General features: G+C 47.0%; 14 protein-coding genes. 5 read left to right on the forward strand and 9 right to left on the reverse strand.

Going from position 1 to position 16,261, the window contains the following annotated elements; translation table 11 throughout:
* Positions 1 to 3: 3 nt before the first annotated feature.
* The 4 genes from ACKX2L_RS04425 to ACKX2L_RS04440 all read right to left on the reverse strand — a co-directional run bounded on the left by ACKX2L_RS04425 (position 4) and on the right by ACKX2L_RS04440 (position 4,133).
* A complete protein-coding gene (locus ACKX2L_RS04425; protein WP_497550410.1) occupies positions 4 to 657 on the reverse strand; it encodes a YesL family protein in 654 nt (217 codons plus the stop codon).
* A 120-nt stretch (positions 658 to 777) separates the two neighbouring features.
* Positions 778 to 1,701, reverse strand: a complete 924-nt coding sequence (locus tag ACKX2L_RS04430; RefSeq protein WP_497550411.1) for a carbohydrate ABC transporter permease — start codon at positions 1,699 to 1,701, stop codon at positions 778 to 780.
* A gap of 6 nt (positions 1,702 to 1,707) precedes the next feature.
* The gene (locus ACKX2L_RS04435) at positions 1,708 to 2,601 is read right to left on the reverse strand and encodes a carbohydrate ABC transporter permease (RefSeq protein WP_497550412.1); all 894 of its coding nucleotides are present in this window, start codon (positions 2,599 to 2,601) and stop codon (positions 1,708 to 1,710) included.
* Positions 2,602 to 2,792: 191 nt separating this feature from the next.
* A complete protein-coding gene (locus ACKX2L_RS04440) occupies positions 2,793 to 4,133 on the reverse strand; it encodes an ABC transporter substrate-binding protein (RefSeq protein ID WP_497550413.1) in 1,341 nt (446 codons plus the stop codon).
* A gap of 257 nt (positions 4,134 to 4,390) precedes the next feature.
* On the opposite strand from ACKX2L_RS04440, the gene ACKX2L_RS04445 reads away from it, so the two are divergent.
* Positions 4,391 to 5,251, forward strand: coding sequence for an AraC family transcriptional regulator (locus tag ACKX2L_RS04445; protein WP_497550414.1), 861 nt, complete (start codon positions 4,391 to 4,393; stop codon positions 5,249 to 5,251).
* A gap of 111 nt (positions 5,252 to 5,362) precedes the next feature.
* Here ACKX2L_RS04445 and ACKX2L_RS04450 read toward each other — a convergent pair whose 3' ends face one another.
* Positions 5,363 to 6,373, reverse strand: a complete 1,011-nt coding sequence (locus ACKX2L_RS04450; protein WP_497550415.1) for a sugar kinase — start codon at positions 6,371 to 6,373, stop codon at positions 5,363 to 5,365.
* 165 nt (positions 6,374 to 6,538) lie between these two features.
* Positions 6,539 to 7,285 (reverse strand): hypothetical protein, encoded by a 747-nt coding sequence (locus ACKX2L_RS04455; RefSeq protein ID WP_497552703.1) that lies wholly within the window; start codon positions 7,283 to 7,285, stop codon positions 6,539 to 6,541.
* Positions 7,286 to 7,598: 313 nt separating this feature from the next.
* Between ACKX2L_RS04455 and ACKX2L_RS04460 the strand changes: the two genes are divergently transcribed.
* Together ACKX2L_RS04460 and ACKX2L_RS04465 are read left to right on the forward strand one after the other, a co-directional pair.
* Positions 7,599 to 9,086 (forward strand): C69 family dipeptidase, encoded by a 1,488-nt coding sequence (locus tag ACKX2L_RS04460; protein ID WP_497552704.1) that lies wholly within the window; start codon positions 7,599 to 7,601, stop codon positions 9,084 to 9,086.
* A 355-nt stretch (positions 9,087 to 9,441) separates the two neighbouring features.
* Complete coding sequence (locus ACKX2L_RS04465) at positions 9,442 to 9,996, forward strand: hypothetical protein (RefSeq protein ID WP_497552705.1); 555 nt, start codon at positions 9,442 to 9,444, stop codon at positions 9,994 to 9,996.
* Between the two features lies 1 nt (position 9,997).
* Here ACKX2L_RS04465 and ACKX2L_RS04470 read toward each other — a convergent pair whose 3' ends face one another.
* The 3 genes from ACKX2L_RS04470 to ACKX2L_RS04480 form a co-directional block, all read right to left on the reverse strand.
* Complete coding sequence (locus ACKX2L_RS04470; RefSeq protein WP_497552706.1) at positions 9,998 to 12,673, reverse strand: bifunctional amino acid transporter/iron-containing alcohol dehydrogenase; 2,676 nt, start codon at positions 12,671 to 12,673, stop codon at positions 9,998 to 10,000.
* Positions 12,674 to 12,676: 3 nt separating this feature from the next.
* Positions 12,677 to 13,276, reverse strand: coding sequence for a cytidylate kinase-like family protein (locus ACKX2L_RS04475; protein WP_497550420.1), 600 nt, complete (start codon positions 13,274 to 13,276; stop codon positions 12,677 to 12,679).
* A gap of 138 nt (positions 13,277 to 13,414) precedes the next feature.
* Positions 13,415 to 14,551, reverse strand: a complete 1,137-nt coding sequence (locus tag ACKX2L_RS04480; protein WP_497550421.1) for a tyramine oxidase subunit B — start codon at positions 14,549 to 14,551, stop codon at positions 13,415 to 13,417.
* A gap of 331 nt (positions 14,552 to 14,882) precedes the next feature.
* Between ACKX2L_RS04480 and ACKX2L_RS04485 the strand changes: the two genes are divergently transcribed.
* A complete protein-coding gene (locus tag ACKX2L_RS04485) occupies positions 14,883 to 15,737 on the forward strand; it encodes a helix-turn-helix domain-containing protein (protein WP_497550422.1) in 855 nt (284 codons plus the stop codon).
* 193 nt (positions 15,738 to 15,930) lie between these two features.
* Positions 15,931 to 16,260: a (2Fe-2S)-binding protein gene (locus ACKX2L_RS04490; protein WP_497550423.1), complete on the forward strand. Its 330-nt coding sequence runs from the start codon at positions 15,931 to 15,933 to the stop codon at positions 16,258 to 16,260.
* Position 16,261 lies beyond the last annotated feature (1 nt).

Genomic DNA, 16,261 nt, shown 5'->3' on the forward strand with positions numbered 1-16,261 from the left:
ATTTTATGTTTCCTCCTCGATCTCACCGTCCTCTTTCTCTTTGGGTATATATTTCTCAAAGACATCGGAGAAAAAGATGCCGAAAAGATAAGCAATCAGGCCGACTCCGAAATTCAAAGTCATGAAATTGACCGCAAAGACGGTGGTGACATTGAAATAGATGACCGCAATCAGAACGATTGCAATCAAAATCGTCTGCTTCAGATTCCGGTAGGGAAGTAAGATGGAATAGAGGATGGTATTTCTTACCGTATTCACGAATTTGGACTGAATAGCGAAAACATAAGAAAGCGAAATTCCATACAGAATGCAGGCCGCAATCGAAAGTGCCCAAGGCATGTTCAAATTCGAGAAGCCGGCTCCCCTCTTGTTCCAATAAATCAGATCTAAGGCCAGAAGCGCTCCAACTCCGAGGTAAATCATCCAGATTCCGGTCGCCTGTTTGAAATTTTCCTTAAAGGAATGGAAGAAATTCTTCGTTGGATATCCTTCTTCCTTCTGAAGCTTCATCGAGCTGTAAAGCAGTGCCGTTGTGGATGCTCCGATTGTAAAGATCGGAAGACTCGTCACAAGCCAGAGAATATCCAGATACCAGATATAACCAAGCTTTACAAAAAATCTAACTACCGGATTGTCCGGGCTGAATATACCTTTCATCTCTGCCTCTTCTAAAAAGGCACGGCAGCTGCCGTGCCAAATCTATACTATATTCTTAATTTCAATTCTCCCCCGAGAATATCATTCTAAAAGAACCTTTCACTAAGCTTTCATTTTACCTTAGCCCTTGACACCGCCTGCGCTGATTCCTTCAACGAACTGGTTCTGTGCAGCAAAGAATACTGCGATGTTCGGAATAATGGAGATCAGTGATACAGCCAGTACCCGGTTCCAGTTGAATCCGGAATCGGAATCCATAGACAGCTTTACGAAGATGGTTGCCGGATACTTTGCCGGGGTCTTCACATAAAGCAGGGGTCCGAGGAAGTCATTGGAACTCCACATGAATTTAAAGAGGGCGCAGGAAACGATGGCCGGCATCAGCATCGGCACAATGATCTTGATCAGAGTCTGGAATGCGTTACATCCATCGATTGCCGCTGCCTCTTCCAGATCCTTTGGAATGTTACGAAGGAACTGGATCAGCATAAAGATGAAATAGGTCTCTGTTGCGAATGCGGTCGGCACGATCATTGCCAGATAGAAAGGAGAACCTACCCATCCGAACTTGTTGTAGAGAAGGTACTGGGGTACATTCAGAACAACCTGAGGCAAGAAAAGCATTGCCATCATTAAAGTAAAGAGAATATCGTGTCCCTTGAATTTAAATCTTGCAAAACCATAGGCCGTCAGTGTGGAAGAGATAACGGTGAAAATCACTTCCGGAACAACATAGGAATAGGTATTCAGCATAGCCTTCCAAATGTTGATATCTCCGCCGTAACTGTTCATCGCATCGACATAGCCTTGCAAGGTCGGCTTTGCCGGAATCGGATTCAGCGTTGTAAAGATCTCATTGTTGGTTTTAAAGGTTGCTCCGACCATCCAGATCAAAGGATAAACCATGAAGATTCCTACCAGGATCAGGACGAAATATCGGATCACCAAAGAAATTGTTCTTCTTCTGCGAAGAATTCTCAGCTGTTGTTCGGAAATTCTTGCGATTTCCTCCGGAGAATCTCCGGCTGTAATAACTTTTGCCATTGCTTTTTACCTCCCTGCATCATCCTGGTAGAATACCCAGTGTTTCTGGCTCCAGAATGCAATTGCTGTAAAGATCATAAGGATGATAAACAGTACCCACGCCTCTGCGCAAGCCTTACCCATATTATAGGAAGTAAAAGCGTTGTTGTAGATCAAAAGTGACATCAGGGTCGTTCCGCCAAGAGGGCCGCCCTTTGTAATGATGTAAGGTCCGTTGAATTCCTGGAATGCCTGAACGAGCTGTGTAACAAGATTATAGAAGATAACCGGTGTGATAATCGGAACGGTTACATGGAAAAATTGCTTCCACTTGCCGGCTCCATCCAGCTCCGCTGCCTCATAGAGATCGGTCGGCACACCTTTCAAAGCTGCCAGGAAAATAACCATAGCAGAACCAAACTGCCATACACGGAGCAGACAGATCATGAAGAGTGCCCAGTTGGGATTCGTGAAGAAATGCGGTGCACTGAGTCCGAGTTTTCCAAATGCAGTACGGATCAGGCCTTCATCATTGAACAGGGCCTTCCAGAGGACTGCAATGGCGACCGATCCGCCGAGGATCGAAGGAATATAGTATGCAGTACGGAAGAAATTTACGCCCTTCAGCTTAAAGTTCAGGATATAGGCAATAAAAAGTGCTGCAACCAATTTCAAAGGAACAGTCATAAAAGCGTATTTAAAAGTTACCAGTAAAGCCTGTCGTTCTGCCGGATTGGCAAAAACATTCTTGTAGTTTTCCAGTGTGAATTTCGTGATTCCCTTAAACAGATTGTAATCGGTAAAACTGTAATAAAGCGATGAAAGAAAAGGATATGCTTTGAAAACACAGAAACCGATGAACCAGAGAAGAACAAACCAGAATCCTTTATTCTCTTTGAGAAACTTTTTACTCTTGCTCAAAATAGTACCTCCACTGAAAGAAAATCTTTTTCCGGAGATGCCGGACAGCCTGTCTTTCTCATCTTTTGATAAGACTTGTGGCTTGTCGGCTGAGAGAAAAACGACTTTTTCAGAAAAAAAAGAGCCTGCCGTAGTTTTACCTGCGGCAGGCCCGCCGTTACATTACCTCTTTGGTCTGTAACAGCTATTCCTTACTTGCAGATAGCCTTGTAAGCATTAAAGAGGTTGGTTGCTGCCTTGTCAGTATCGATCTGCTTGTAGGAAAGCTGATCAAATACATCGGTATAAGCAGTTCCTGCATCACCCTTCAGAGTAGAATCATCGAAGAGAGGATTCCAGGACAGCGGCTTGGAATCAGTAACTGCCTTATGAGCATCAACAGACATCTTATCCAGAGTTCCTGCTGCTTCCAGAGTCTTGTAAGCTGCCTTGGACTCAGGAATACCACGCTGGGTTCCCATTGCCTTAACGCCTTCCTCATCGTTCAGAAGGTAGTTCAGAAGAAGAGCTGCCTCATGAGGGTGCTTGGTCTTTGCGGAAATGGAGAACATCAGGGAAACCTTACTGTAAGGCTTCAGTCCGGAAAGTTCGCCGCCTACAACAAAGTTCGAAGCTGCATCGCCAAGAGCTGCTACGTATTTGGCTGCTGCAGTATCCCATTCGAAGATACCGGCATATTCACCATTGATGAATCTTGCGGACTTATCCATGGAGTCAGCACCTTCGCCCTGGATATACTTCTCAGAAGGAATAACGTGCTGGTCTTCCAGATCCTGGATGAACTTGATTCCCTTCTGGAAATCCTTCTCAGTGTAATTCAGCTTGCTGTCCTTGCTGATGATCGGCTTGCCGGTCTCATTCTGTAAATAGTAGGTCATGAGAATTGCACGGTCATATTCGCCAACAACCAGAGGATAATAATTGTCGCCAAGCTTTTCCTTGAATACAGGGCCTGCAGCCTTTAAATCATCCAAGGACTTCGGAAGTTGCAGTCCTGCTTTGTCCCAGGTTGCCTTATTCCAATAGAAGAGACGTCCCGTCATTGCTACCGGGATACCTGCAATTCCACCCTTAACATCCTTTGTCATATCAAGATCGGATTTTGACCACTGGGTCAGATCCAGAGCATCTTTTACCTTATTCAGATCCAGATAGGTATCACCGGATGCGTCATACTTGCCGATCCAGTCGAAGTTGGTCTGCTGTACATCGGGGTTTGTTCCGGAAGTGTACTCAGCTGCCTTTGCTGTCTCCCAGTCTGACCATGCGCCGAAATTGACTTCTACATTGATTCCCGGATACTTCTGCATAAAGCCCTTGACTGCGTTCTGGGTAGCCTCATGTCTGGAGTCGCCGCCCCACCAGTCCATCTTCAGGGTGCAGTCTTCGTATCCCTTGCCGTTGTCCTTCTTCGTCTCAGTCTTTGCTGTCTTCTCGGTTTTCTGCTTCTTTGCTCCTGTGCTTCCACAGCCTGCAAGGACTCCAGCTGCCATGGTTGCAGCAAGGAAAATTGACAGTACTCTCTTTTTCATACAAATTCCCTCCATATACGATCTGTATCACGGAACAAGCCTGTCTTCTTCACCGGGTCTACTGTCCGGCCGGTGTAAGCGTTTACTTAAGGCTTTTCCATTTCCCTTACGCTATATAGGATAGCCTCAAACTATTATAAAAAATACCTTATTCTATACAAAATTACAAGAAAACTACTGATTTTTTATCTTTTATTGTTATATAATACAAGTGTGGTATTAATGTAAATGCTTTCATTTGTGAAATGTGAGGAATTATGAGGGTCTCAGATTTAAGTATTGATCGAATCTATATAAACAGCCAGACCAGGGCATCGTCCTATCACATGGTAGAGAACCATTTTCATCATTATTATGAATGTTTCTATGTCAGACAGGGAAACTGCCGTTTCTTTATCAATGGAGACCTCTGCGACCTGTCCCCCGGAGAAATGCTGATCATACCTCCGGGAAATGTCCATTTCAACAATTACCTGACCACGACAGTCCGGATCAATATCTACTTTCGGGATTCTGATCTCATGGATAATGGAGAGCCGTTTTTTCCGGAGCTGGAGAATCGTCTGCTTCGCATTGTGAAGATCCACCTGCCCTCCTCTTACCGGGATCTGGCGGAACACTCCATCGACCAGATGCTGTCGGAGGAGAAAATTGACGATGAAAACACACCGGTAATGATGAAGCTCATCTTCCGTCAGTTTTTATTAAACCTTTCCAGATTCGGAATTTTTCATTATGACCATATGGACGAGCCCAGCGCGAAATCTGGAGACAGCGATATCATAAAAGTTTCGCATTACATCAGCGAGCACTATTCTGAAAAGATCACCCTGGCATCCATGTCTGCCATGGCAGGACTGTCCCCTTCTTATTTTTCCAGGAAATTCAACCAGGTCACCGGCATGGGGATGAAGGAATTCTTGAATTATGTCAGATTGGAGGCTGCTTCTGTCGAGCTTTGCTCCACAAGGCACAGCATTACGGACGTGGCTATGAACTGCGGTTTCTCTGATAGTAATTACTTCAAAGATGTCTTCAAAAAAATGTACGGCCTCTCCCCGCGGGCTTATCGAAACCTGAGAGGAAAGACCGATATCAAAAATTATAAGGGCTATTAAATAATGGGGTGGAAAATCCACCCCATTTCTGATTCAGAACGAATCTGCTCGGCCATCTGCTGATCATCTGCTGATCCATTTATCTGCTGATCCCTTTATCTGCTGATCCAATCATCTGCTGATCCAATCATCTGCTGACCGATTCACCAATGCCAATACTTCCTTCTCATTGAGAATGTTGGCATCCCCTGGCACAGAGAATTTCAAAGCAGATGTGGCTGCGGAATAGTTGACCGCATCCTGATCCGTCATGCCCTTTTTTCTGGCTGCAATAAAAGCTCCCGCATAGGTGTCGCCGGCTCCGACCGATTCTACCATGTCTGCGAGAAAGAAGGGAGATGAATAGAACTTTCCATTCTCATAGAGGGAAGCCCATGTACCCTTTCGTTTCAGCTCATCACTTACCACAAGAATTATGGTCGCAGCCTTGAATCCGAATTGCTCGGTCAGCCAGATCTCCATCTCTTCTGCCCGTTTCTTCGGATCACTCTCCGTCCAGGTATGATTATCATAGATTCCCAGAACATCCTTGTCATTTGCAATGAAATAATCCACGAAAGGAAGGAGCTTTCCCATGACCTCTCTGGCTTTTTCCGGTGCCCACATCTTGGAGCGATAGTTCAGATCGCAGGATGTTGTAAGCCCCTTCTCCTTTGCTTTTTTCAAAGCCAGAAGCGTACACTCTGCCATCTCATCCGAGAGAGCGGGTGTAATTCCAGAGAACTGAAACCAATCTGCGCCTTCAAAGATCTGATCCCAGTTGAAATCAGATGTCTCTGCCTCGGCCATGGCAGAACCCGCTCTGTCATAGATCGTCATAGCCGGCCTCTGCGCGGTCCCGCTTTCCAGGAAATACAGACCAATTCGATCTCCCCCTCTTACAATAAAGGATGTGTCCACACCGAAACGATTCAGAGAGGTAACTGCCCCATCACCAAGTGCATTGGCCGGAAGCTTGGTCACAAATCTGGATTCAATTCCAAGTTGTGAAAGCGTTTCCGCGGAGTTTGCTTCTGCTCCTCCAAAATACACATCATATCTGTCAGCTGTTTTAAATCTACTATAGCCATCCGGGCTAAGTCTCATAAGGATTTCCCCGAAAGCAACCACACCGTTTGTCATCAAATACCCCTTCCTCAAAGCAAGATGTAAGCACTTACATTTACAGCTACAATATAGCAAGGAAAGCTTTCTTTGTCAACCGGGGAACTGTTGCTTCCTCCGCTACCGGCTGATTGAAAGGGCATGCAAGCATGCCCTGTGAGCAGACTTTTGACACTGTAATCATCATTTTAAAAGAATGGACAAGAGATCCTTCGCACGATTCCCATGTTTTCCGGTATTGGTAAAGCCGAAGATCGGAACGGTCTTTTGATAGAGAGAGTTGTCTTTGAAGTAGGAGCTGTCAGAAAGGATCACGCCAACCGGAATCGGATCCTTCATACTCGTTGGATCAGGAAGTTTAAAATCCTCGCGGGATTCGAAAGTTTTGGCTTCCTTCTTATCTAAAGTTTTATTTAAAGCCGCCCCGTCGATATAGTAAATCCTGCCCTGCAAATGAATGAGTTCTTCCTCCGACAAATGCTTTCTAAGATCAGAGAACATGGACTGACCGGCAAGATGGTTGAAATTCCAGGCATCACAAACCATAGCATCCAGACTTTTCTCGCGGACGGCGGCAGCAAGCTTTGTGATCGTCCCCATATCCGTCTCGTCCTGACTTCCGCCCGGAGTCAAAGTACTGGTAAAATCCAGATCTATGGCCTCGCGGGAAGACAAATCCCAGGTCTTATTCAAAGTCTTTTTCAGAGTATCCCCCTGATTGGCATCATTCGTTTCGGAATTCAGAAAGACTGCTGAGAAAGCGTTTGTCTTACGCTGTAGAAAGGCTTTCGCCAAAAGGATTATGAAAACTGCAACCGCAATGATAAGTACTGTCCACAAAAAATAATAATGAAAGAAATAGGAAAGTTTCTTCCGAAGTGGCGCATTCTTCAACTTCTTATGCTGTTCTCTGATTTCATCACTGATCATGTTTTCTACCTGTTCGCTCTGGTTTTTTATGCTCTGGTTTTTTATGCTCTGGTTTTTTATGGTTTCTGCCTACTAACCTACTTGATTTCCTGTGGAAAATCAATGCCCGGCCTGGAATGTCTGCCCTGACCGGCTTCCATCCGCTTAGAATGAGATGCCGGAGAGCGAAAGTCATCATTTTATTGTTTTTCTATAATAGTTGTACTTTCCCAGGCAAACCCTTAGAATGATCCGTGAAGAGATGATCGCCTCAGCAATCAAAGCATTTTCCATTGATTGCTAAATATGATAGAAAAAATAAAGGAGGTATCCTATGTCCTGTACAACCATTCTAGTCGGGAAAAAGGCATCTTACGACGGATCCACCATGATCGCAAGAAATGACGATTCCCCATCCGGCGTATTTATGCCAAAGAAATTTGTCATGGTAAAGCCCGAAGACCAGCCCAGGCTTTACCGCTCTGTGATCTCCCACGTAGAGATCCCTCTCCCTGAGGATCCCATGGCATATACCGCCGTTCCCAATGCAATTGACGGCGAAGGCATCTGGGCCGCATGTGGTGTCAATGAGGCAGAAGTTGCCATGACGGCAACCGAGACCATCACCAGCAATGCCAGAGTACTCGGCGCAGACCCTCTTGTTGTCTATGAGAAAGCTGCGAAAAACCAGCCCGAAAAAGCCGGCGGCATTGGTGAAGAAGACCTCGTTGTCCTTGTTCTTCCCTATATCCACAGCGCTCGCGAAGGTGTCCTCCGCCTGGGACATCTTTTGGAAAAGTACGGCACCTATGAGATGAACGGAATTGCTTTCTCGGATTCCGACGAGATCTGGTGGCTGGAAACCATCGGCGGTCATCACTGGATCGCAAAAAGAGTTCCCGATACGGATTATGTCGTCATGCCCAATCAGCAGGGCATCGATCTCTTTGATATCGATGATGCCATGAAGGAAGGCAAAGAAAACCTCTGCTCGAAAGACCTCTGGGCCTTCATCGAGAAGAATCATTTGAATCTGAGCCACGACGAGCCGAGTCACTTCAAGGCAAGAAATGCCTTCGGGAGCCATGACGATGCAGATCACGTCTACAATACGCCCCGAGCATGGTTCATGCTTCGCTTCTTTAACGGCAGTCAATTTACCTTTGACGGACCCAATGCCCAGATGAAACCGGAATCCGACCATCTCCCATGGAATATGACGCCGGAGCATCTGATTACACCGGAAGACGTAAAGTACGTTCTCTCCTCCCATTATCAGGGAACCCCCTACGATCCCTATGGGAGCTACGGTGATCCATCCATGCGCGGTGCCTATCGGTCGATTGGCATCAATCGCAACGATTTCCTCGGCTTTGTCCAAATCCGGCCCTATATGCCCGCCGGCTCCCGTGCCATTGAATGGCTGGCTTTCGCTTCCAACGCCTTCAATGCCATGGTGCCATTTTTTATAAATGTAGACCAGACCCCGGCTTATCTGAATTCCACAACAGGAGATGTCTCTACAGAGAGTTTCTACTGGACCAGCCGGCTGATTGCCGCCCTGACCGATGCAAATTATAAGGGCAACATCAACTGGATCGAACGCTATAACGAATCCGTCAATGCGAAATCCCATGAAATCTTAAACCGAGCCGACGCTAAGATCCAAAAAGATCCTGCCCTCATCCGTAAGGATTTCTTCGAAAAGGTCAACCAGGAAGTCGCAGATATGATTCAAAAAGAAGCCACCCAGACCCTGAACCATGTCCTCTACGAAAGCAGTAATTCTATGAAGAACAGCTACGCCCGGTCGGATGCGTAAATTCCGGGAATCATAGAGCTAGGCCCGGTCAGATGCATAAACCAAGGGAATCATAGATCTATACCCGGTCAGATGCATAAGCCAGGGAATACAGCAATGCCTGAGCTTATTGATTCAAGTAAGTAAGAAAGGACCTGCCCATCCGGGCAGGTCCTTAATTTTTTCCATTCCATTTTCATCCATTCATATCTTTTTTCACTTATATCCCCAAACCCTCCCGCCGATAATGGCAGTAGGAGTGGAATCAGAATCGTGAGTCATAAGCATTAGACAATTCCATTCCTCTTGTGGACCCTTGTTAAAGAGTATTTACAAAGGATTTCTATCATCTTAACAATGATTATGGGAGGTCATTATGGCGAATGTAGGTTCCATTGCATCCATTGAAGGTGGCAATTATATTGAAACAAGTGATATGCAGAGCAAGTGGGAAGCTGTAAAGGTGCATGCAGATGCTGTGAATGCAAATCGGGCACAGGCAAATCATCAGACTTCTATTCCTCCGGCAACAGCAGAAGCGGCAAAATCCGTTTCCATGCCTTCCGGAAAATCTTCCGGCGTTCGTTCCGGCAGGGATTCCTCCCAGCAGAAGAATTCTTCGAAGGCGGAATCCGAACAGGCGATGGTCGGATCCGGTACAGAGTTTTCTGAAGCAGAAGAACTGAAGAGTGTGAAAAAAAATCAATCTGACAGTTTAAGTGAGACCAAGGAAAATAACGAGCTGAATGCAATTCTTGATAAAGTTAGCCGCGGTGACGATCTATCCAGTTCCGAGCTTTCTCTTCTGAAGGAGAAGGATCCGGCTCTTTATTCGAAAGTCATGCAGTCCATGATGGCAAAGACTTTCGAGGATCAGAACAAACATGTACAGGCGGTCTCACAAGGTTCTCACTTCTCTGCCGAAGCCTGATTCACATTGCCTTCCGATACAGCTCTGCGATATCTTCTTTCGTGAATTTACCCGGAGTATTGATAATATTTCCAGCGGACACCTTCAGGCAGTTTTCCGTCAGCCAGGGGATGTCCGCTTCCTTTATGCCCAGATCCTTCAGACTCATATCAAGATCCAGTTCCCGAAGCAGGGCCCGGATCTTCATCGGGCAATCCTCTGCCGTAAAACCACCCAGAATTCGAGCCAGCCGGCCGAATTTCACCCGGTTATGCCGGTATTCCGCTTCTATCACCACCGGAGCCAGAGCTGCCAGTCCCTTTCCATGAACCGCATTGGTCTTGCCGCTGACCGGATGCTCCATGCCATGGGCAAGGCTTACGCCCGCAGTATTGATGACCATACCTCCAAATGTAGACCCAAGCGTCAGTGCTGCCCATGCATCATCACTTGCCTCACCCTTGTAGAGTTTCACCAAATTCTCCGAAATCAAAGGGATCGCATAGAGACAGAGCGCATCCGTCAGAGGCTGAGCCTGTCTTGCTGTATAGGCCTCCATGCAATGACACAGAGCATCAAAGCCAACCGAAGCCAGGACACTCTTCGGCATAGTCTTCATAAGGTCCGGATCCACAATGGAATCCTTGGCAACAATCGCCGATGTACGAAGCGACTTCTTATCGCCGGTCTTCGGGTCCGTAAGTACCGCAAAACCATTGGCTTCCGAACCGGTACCACAGGTCGTCGGAATTAAGATCAGGGGCAGAGCCCGATCTCCTTCTTTTCTGCCGAAGATATAATCCGACAGGTCTCCGCCATTCATAGCCATAAAGGCAATGGCTTTGGCACAATCCATAACACTTCCGCCACCGACGGCAACAACGACCTCGCTTCCATTTTCTTTTGCCACTTTGGCGCCTTCCAAAGCAGTCGTCGTCAGGGGATTCGGTGTGACCTTATCAAAAAGCACTGTTGTCATACCACAATCTTCCAGAAGTCCTTTGACCTTATCCAGAAGACCGGATTTCTTCGCGCTGGAGCCTCCGCAGACGATCAGGGCTTTCTTTCCATAAGCACTGGCCAGTTTTCCGGTCTCCATCACCTGACCTGCTCCGAAATGAATATTGACCGGAAGGAAATAACGGAAGCTTTCTGCCATGACAGGGATCTCGGCAGTTTCCGATTCTGCCTGTTCCATAGCCCCTTCTACATTCCAGACAACTGCGCCCGTTTCTCCTTCGATGTCTGCACTTGCTTCCCTGTCGGTCAACATTTCATTCAGCGGTGCATAATAGCCGAACTTGTCCTGGTACTTCATCTTGCATCCGATAATAAAGAAGATACCGAGAACAAACCAGAGACCGGCAATCAACCATTCCTGCGGTGCCAGGGCTGCTCCGGAAGCGGGGTAGATATAGAGGATCAGCATGATACCGGACATCAGAACGGCAAGAGCACCTGCAGCTTTGCCAAATTTTACCTTGTAAGGTCTTGGCATCGTGGGTTCCTTTTTTCTTAAGATCAGGAAGGAAAGTGAGACCATAAAGTAAGCAAGGACACATCCGAAGTTACCTGCATCGGAAACCCAGACCAGCATCTTTCTTCCTGCAAAGGGAGCCAGCATGCTTAAGATGCCAATCAGCCAGATCGCTGTCGTCGGTGTCTTATGCTTTGGGCTTAATTTCTTAAAGACCCGGGGAACCATATAGGACTCAGCCATGGAGAAAATTGCCCGGCTGCCGCCCAGCATAAAGGAGTTCCAGCTTGTTACGATACCACACATACCAGCGATAATAATGACTTTGGACATGGCCTCACTGTGGAAAGCCTTTGCCATGGCATCTGCTGTAACCAGGCCGGTCGTTGCATAGGAATCAACGATGGACTTCGAATCCATGACATAGCCGACTGCAAAGATGACAAGCGCATAGAAAGAAATCGCAAGCACAATCGAGAGAAGAAGCATCTTTCCGATTTTTTTCAAAGGAACATTGATCTCCTCTGCCGCCTGCGGAATGACATCAAATCCGATGAAGAAGAAAGGACTGACTGCTGCTACTCTTACAATATTGCCGAAGATACTGCCGGAAGATGCCCCATGGAAGACCTGACCGTCCAGATTGGAGGGCTGGCCGGAAAAGAGGGAGGCAACGACAAGCGCAATGCCTGCAGCTCCGATGGCAACAGTAAGAATGGTCTGCAGAATGGCCGCTGTTTTCGCACCCATCAGATTAATGATCGTAATAAGGAAGGCAAAGATCACAGCAACGGCTACCCAGGAAGCATAGATATCAAAACCTGCCACCGTATACATATAGCCCTTCAGAAAACCGGGCCAGAGGTAGCTTATGATGGTCGGGAAAGCGCAGGCCTCAAAACATACAACACTGACATAGCCGAGAATAATGGCCCAGGTACATACAAAGGAACCATAAGGCCCCATGGCTCTCATCGAAAAGACATGTTCACCGCCGCACTCCGGCATAGCCGGTGTCAGCTCTGCATAGGTCAGACCGATAAAGAAGATCATGACACCGCCCAGGAGAAATCCAAGCATGGCACCGATAACTCCGGCTTTCTCGATCCAGTCCCCGGACTGAACGACCCAGCCCCAGCCAATCATTGCGCCGAAAGCAATCACAAGAATATCCCAGGAACTGAAAACCCGGTCGAAATTTGACTTCTTCTTATTCTGCATAGCTTATACTCCTTTCTCTTCCAGCATTTCAACTAACATAAGGAGATACTGTGCCGTCTTCTCCCAGCCAAGGAGGCTGCTGTCAATCAGGATATGGCGGTTTCTCCGGTCGCCCCGATAGGTTCCCGTAATATACTTATGTCTGGCATGATTCTGTTCATCGTTATAAGAAACCAGTTCTTTGGCCTTTGCCTGATTGACTTTCTTCAGATCCATGACGGCACGGACCCGGACATCTTCCGGTGCATAAATAAAAATATTCAGCACATCATCCCGGTCTTTCAGGATGTAATCGCTGCTTCGTCCGATAATGACACAGGAAGATTTCTCAGCGAATTTGTGGATCACTTCAAACTGGGCCGAAATAACCCGGTTTGTCAGATTGGCATAGCGTGGGCCGAGAGATGTGTCAAAGGAATAATGGACTCCCTTCTCCCGGTCTGCTTTCTCGACCAGATCCTTTTCCACGCCGATTTCCTGAACCACCTTATCCACCAGATCCCTGTCGTAATATTCGATGCCAAGTGCTTTTGCCAGCATCTGTCCGATCTCGGGTCCGCCTGCGCCGTATTCGCATCCAATGGTGATAACGATGTGTTTCATACCGCTTCTCCTTTCCTGATTTAAATAAGAAAGAGCCGCCGAATGACGTCCATTCGACGGCTCCCTTGCCTGATCTGTCTATTTTTAAATAACGCGTGGCTCCACCGCTTCACAAGTCATGCCATGCAGTAACTCTCTTTATGCCATCAAAGGCTTGTCCCAGAGATGAAGGGATGTGCCGATCCCTTCTTTCAAAGCTTTCTTATAACATACGCTTGCCCAGGCAACATCCTCGACCGGCATACCGCCAACCGAATAGATAATGATCTCATCGTCACTCTCTCTGGCTTTCTGTTTTCCATTCAAGATCTTTCCAACATCCTTGATGTCATCATCTGTGATCAGTCCTTCATGCTCCATATCCATGAACTTTGTTCCGACCATAGTGACATTTCCATAAGTAGGATAGGGGAATTCACTGGCCCATGCCTTATAAAGGCCCAGTGCATCTACTGCCAAAGTACAATCCTTCACCAGGAAATCCTTGTCGAATTCGACACCGCCCGGACAGGCGATCGTACATCCCTTCTTGACCCATTCTTTTTCAACCTTGGGATATTTGCTTAAGTCATGTCCACTGGTCGCTGCAAAGGCAACGACATCCGAATCTCTGACACAAGCCTCCAGGCTGTCTACCTTCTCAACCTTAAGATCCGGATATTTCTCCTTGGCGAATTCCATGAATTCATCGATGCCTTTCTGACTTCTTCCCTTGATCTTCACAAGTTCAATGTCCGGGCAGGCGTCCATAATTGCTTCGAAGGTCGTTCTACCAATAACACCGGGTCCGCAGATCCCGGCAATTCTGGAATCCTTTCTGGCCAGATGCCGTAAACCGGCACCGGAAGTAGCACCGGTCCGGTAGGCGCTGATCAGGTTGGCTGACATGAAAGCCTTGGGCGCTCCGGTATCCTTGTCTGTCAGGGTAAACATAAGGATAGACCTGGGCAGGCCCTTCTTCTTATTCTCCATATTAGAGCCGTACCATTTCACACCGGCATTGTCAAAAGGGCCGCCGATGTAGGCAGGCATGGCCATGAATCTCCGATCTTCGCCCTTGCCGGAAGGCATTTCCGGAAAAGGAGATTCCTCCGGGAAGGCAAGTTTGGTTCCATGAGAATAATGGTTTTCGCCACCCATCATGAAGTCCCCCATGTCCAGAAGTTTCAGAACTTCTTCCATGGCATCGGCGCAGGCATGCATATCGGTAACACCAGCCTTTACCATGTCCTCTTCATTTAAAAACAGAAAGTCAACTGCCGGATATTCACTCATCGCATCTTTCCTCCTTTTCCATCGGATATTCACGCATCCTTTTTTTCCTGTCAGAAATCAAAAAAGACGCCCGGCCGCCGGCGAATCAACACCTGACGACCAAGACGTCTTTGTCTCTTTCTTCTTTACTTGCGAAGTATTGTCACATTGAATGGATGAAATTGATTGTAATTTTCGGAACAACTATGAATTGCAATCAGCATGGTGAAAGCATAAGATAATGCCAGTATCATGTGCCGGCAAAAGACTCCTTTCGAAAGGCAGGATGACCTCTTGACCGGCTGCAGGTTTTTTTCATAGGATCCGTCATCCGTCCGGGAGGGATTTTGCAATGGAAAATCATAATTGGAAAAGAGAAAAATTAAGATCCACCCAGCCCTTCTTTGTCTTAAACAGCGAGGAGTTTATCCAGGAGTCCTATCGAAAAGACGGGATCTCTCATTTCTATATGATGAAAAAGAAAAAGGGCATTCCCCTTCGAATGATTCCGAACGGATCGATCGACTTTGTCTTTTCTTATAGGGAAAATGGCATGAAATCTTTCGTCAACGGTACTCCTCTTTCGCCCATTGATGACTGTCTGACAAATGCCACGGACGTTTTCGGGGTCCGTTTCATGCCGGGCATCCACCCCACCGGACTTGCTCTTCATCAGAAAGATCTGATCGGTCTGCATTTCCCACTGGAAGAATATTACCCGAAAAGCTTTGATTTCCAAGGTCTGGCAGAAAAAAAGGCGTTTTTGGATCGGATGCACTTCTTTCTGGAAGAATATTCGAAACTGGATCAAAAAGCTCCGGAGCCCTTCGGCAAGGAGGCTCTCTTCGAATGTGTCTGCGATATGATCTATCAAAATGACGGCCAGATCCGGATTTTTGATCTGGCCGAAAAAACCGGCTACAGTGATCGCTATATCCGAAAAATCTTCCAGGAGGAAATGGGCTTTTCACCCAAAATCTTCTGCAATATCCTCCGTCTCCAGCGGGCGATTGAATTTTTAAACTATGGCTTCGATGAGAAGGCTTGTGACTGGGCAGCCACTCTCGGCTATTATGACCAGGCCCAATGTATCCGGGACTTTCGGAAGTATCTCGGCCTTACGCCGGGCCAATATAAGAAACTGGTCAAAAAGGGCAATTATCAGAAGAGAGCCGCCTACGCCCACGACCCGGGTTTCCCCACATAAGATAATTGAAAAAGCACTTCCGAAAAATACAATCAATGAATCCTCTTTCGTTTTAGCATACAGCTAATTCAAGAAGCAGCAGGGAATCGACAATAAGGATCCTGCTGCAAGTGATATGATAATAGAAATGCAACTGACAAAGGCGTCGCGAGAAAATCTTGCGGCGCCTTTTTTGTATGGAAAGGAGTAAGAGATGGCAGGAAGGATTGCAGTGCATCCCATTCTCGGCGAACAGAATGAGGGCAAAAAAGTCGTGACATTTCTCTACGATGGGAAAGAAATGCAGGGATATGAGGGGGAACCGATCGCAGCTGCCTTAAAAGCGAACGGCGTCATGGTACACAGGTATACCATGAAACAGCATAAGCCGAGAGGCATCTTCTGTGCGATCGGCAGATGTACCGACTGCGTCATGGTCGTCGATGGCGAGCCCAATGTCAGGACCTGTATGACTCCTTTGAAAGCGGGAATGGACGTAAAAACCCAATATGGAGTCAGTGACAAACCTTTTGACCAGCAATAAA

Origin of the sequence: Porcibacter vitabionis, assembly GCF_046263795.1 — a bacterium.
GTDB lineage: Bacteria > Bacillota > Clostridia > Lachnospirales > Lachnospiraceae > Lachnocurva.

Bases quoted from the DNA above. Each gene is read 5' to 3' on its own strand.
- ACKX2L_RS04425 (WP_497550410.1), bottom strand. From the start codon at position 657: ATGAAAGGTATATTCAGCCCGGACAATCCGGTAGTTAGATTTTTTGTA.
- ACKX2L_RS04430 (WP_497550411.1), bottom strand. From the start codon at position 1,701: ATGGCAAAAGTTATTACAGCCGGAGATTCTCCGGAGGAAATCGCAAGA.
- ACKX2L_RS04440 (WP_497550413.1), bottom strand. From the start codon at position 4,133: ATGAAAAAGAGAGTACTGTCAATTTTCCTTGCTGCAACCATGGCAGCT.
- ACKX2L_RS04445 (WP_497550414.1), top strand. From the start codon at position 4,391: ATGAGGGTCTCAGATTTAAGTATTGATCGAATCTATATAAACAGCCAG.
- ACKX2L_RS04450 (WP_497550415.1), bottom strand. From the start codon at position 6,373: ATGACAAACGGTGTGGTTGCTTTCGGGGAAATCCTTATGAGACTTAGC.
- ACKX2L_RS04455 (WP_497552703.1), bottom strand. From the start codon at position 7,285: ATGATCAGTGATGAAATCAGAGAACAGCATAAGAAGTTGAAGAATGCG.
- ACKX2L_RS04460 (WP_497552704.1), top strand. From the start codon at position 7,599: ATGTCCTGTACAACCATTCTAGTCGGGAAAAAGGCATCTTACGACGGA.
- ACKX2L_RS04465 (WP_497552705.1), top strand. From the start codon at position 9,442: ATGGCGAATGTAGGTTCCATTGCATCCATTGAAGGTGGCAATTATATT.
- ACKX2L_RS04470 (WP_497552706.1), bottom strand. From the start codon at position 12,673: ATGCAGAATAAGAAGAAGTCAAATTTCGACCGGGTTTTCAGTTCCTGG.
- ACKX2L_RS04475 (WP_497550420.1), bottom strand. From the start codon at position 13,276: ATGAAACACATCGTTATCACCATTGGATGCGAATACGGCGCAGGCGGA.
- ACKX2L_RS04480 (WP_497550421.1), bottom strand. From the start codon at position 14,551: ATGAGTGAATATCCGGCAGTTGACTTTCTGTTTTTAAATGAAGAGGAC.
- ACKX2L_RS04485 (WP_497550422.1), top strand. From the start codon at position 14,883: ATGGAAAATCATAATTGGAAAAGAGAAAAATTAAGATCCACCCAGCCC.
- ACKX2L_RS04490 (WP_497550423.1), top strand. From the start codon at position 15,931: ATGGCAGGAAGGATTGCAGTGCATCCCATTCTCGGCGAACAGAATGAG.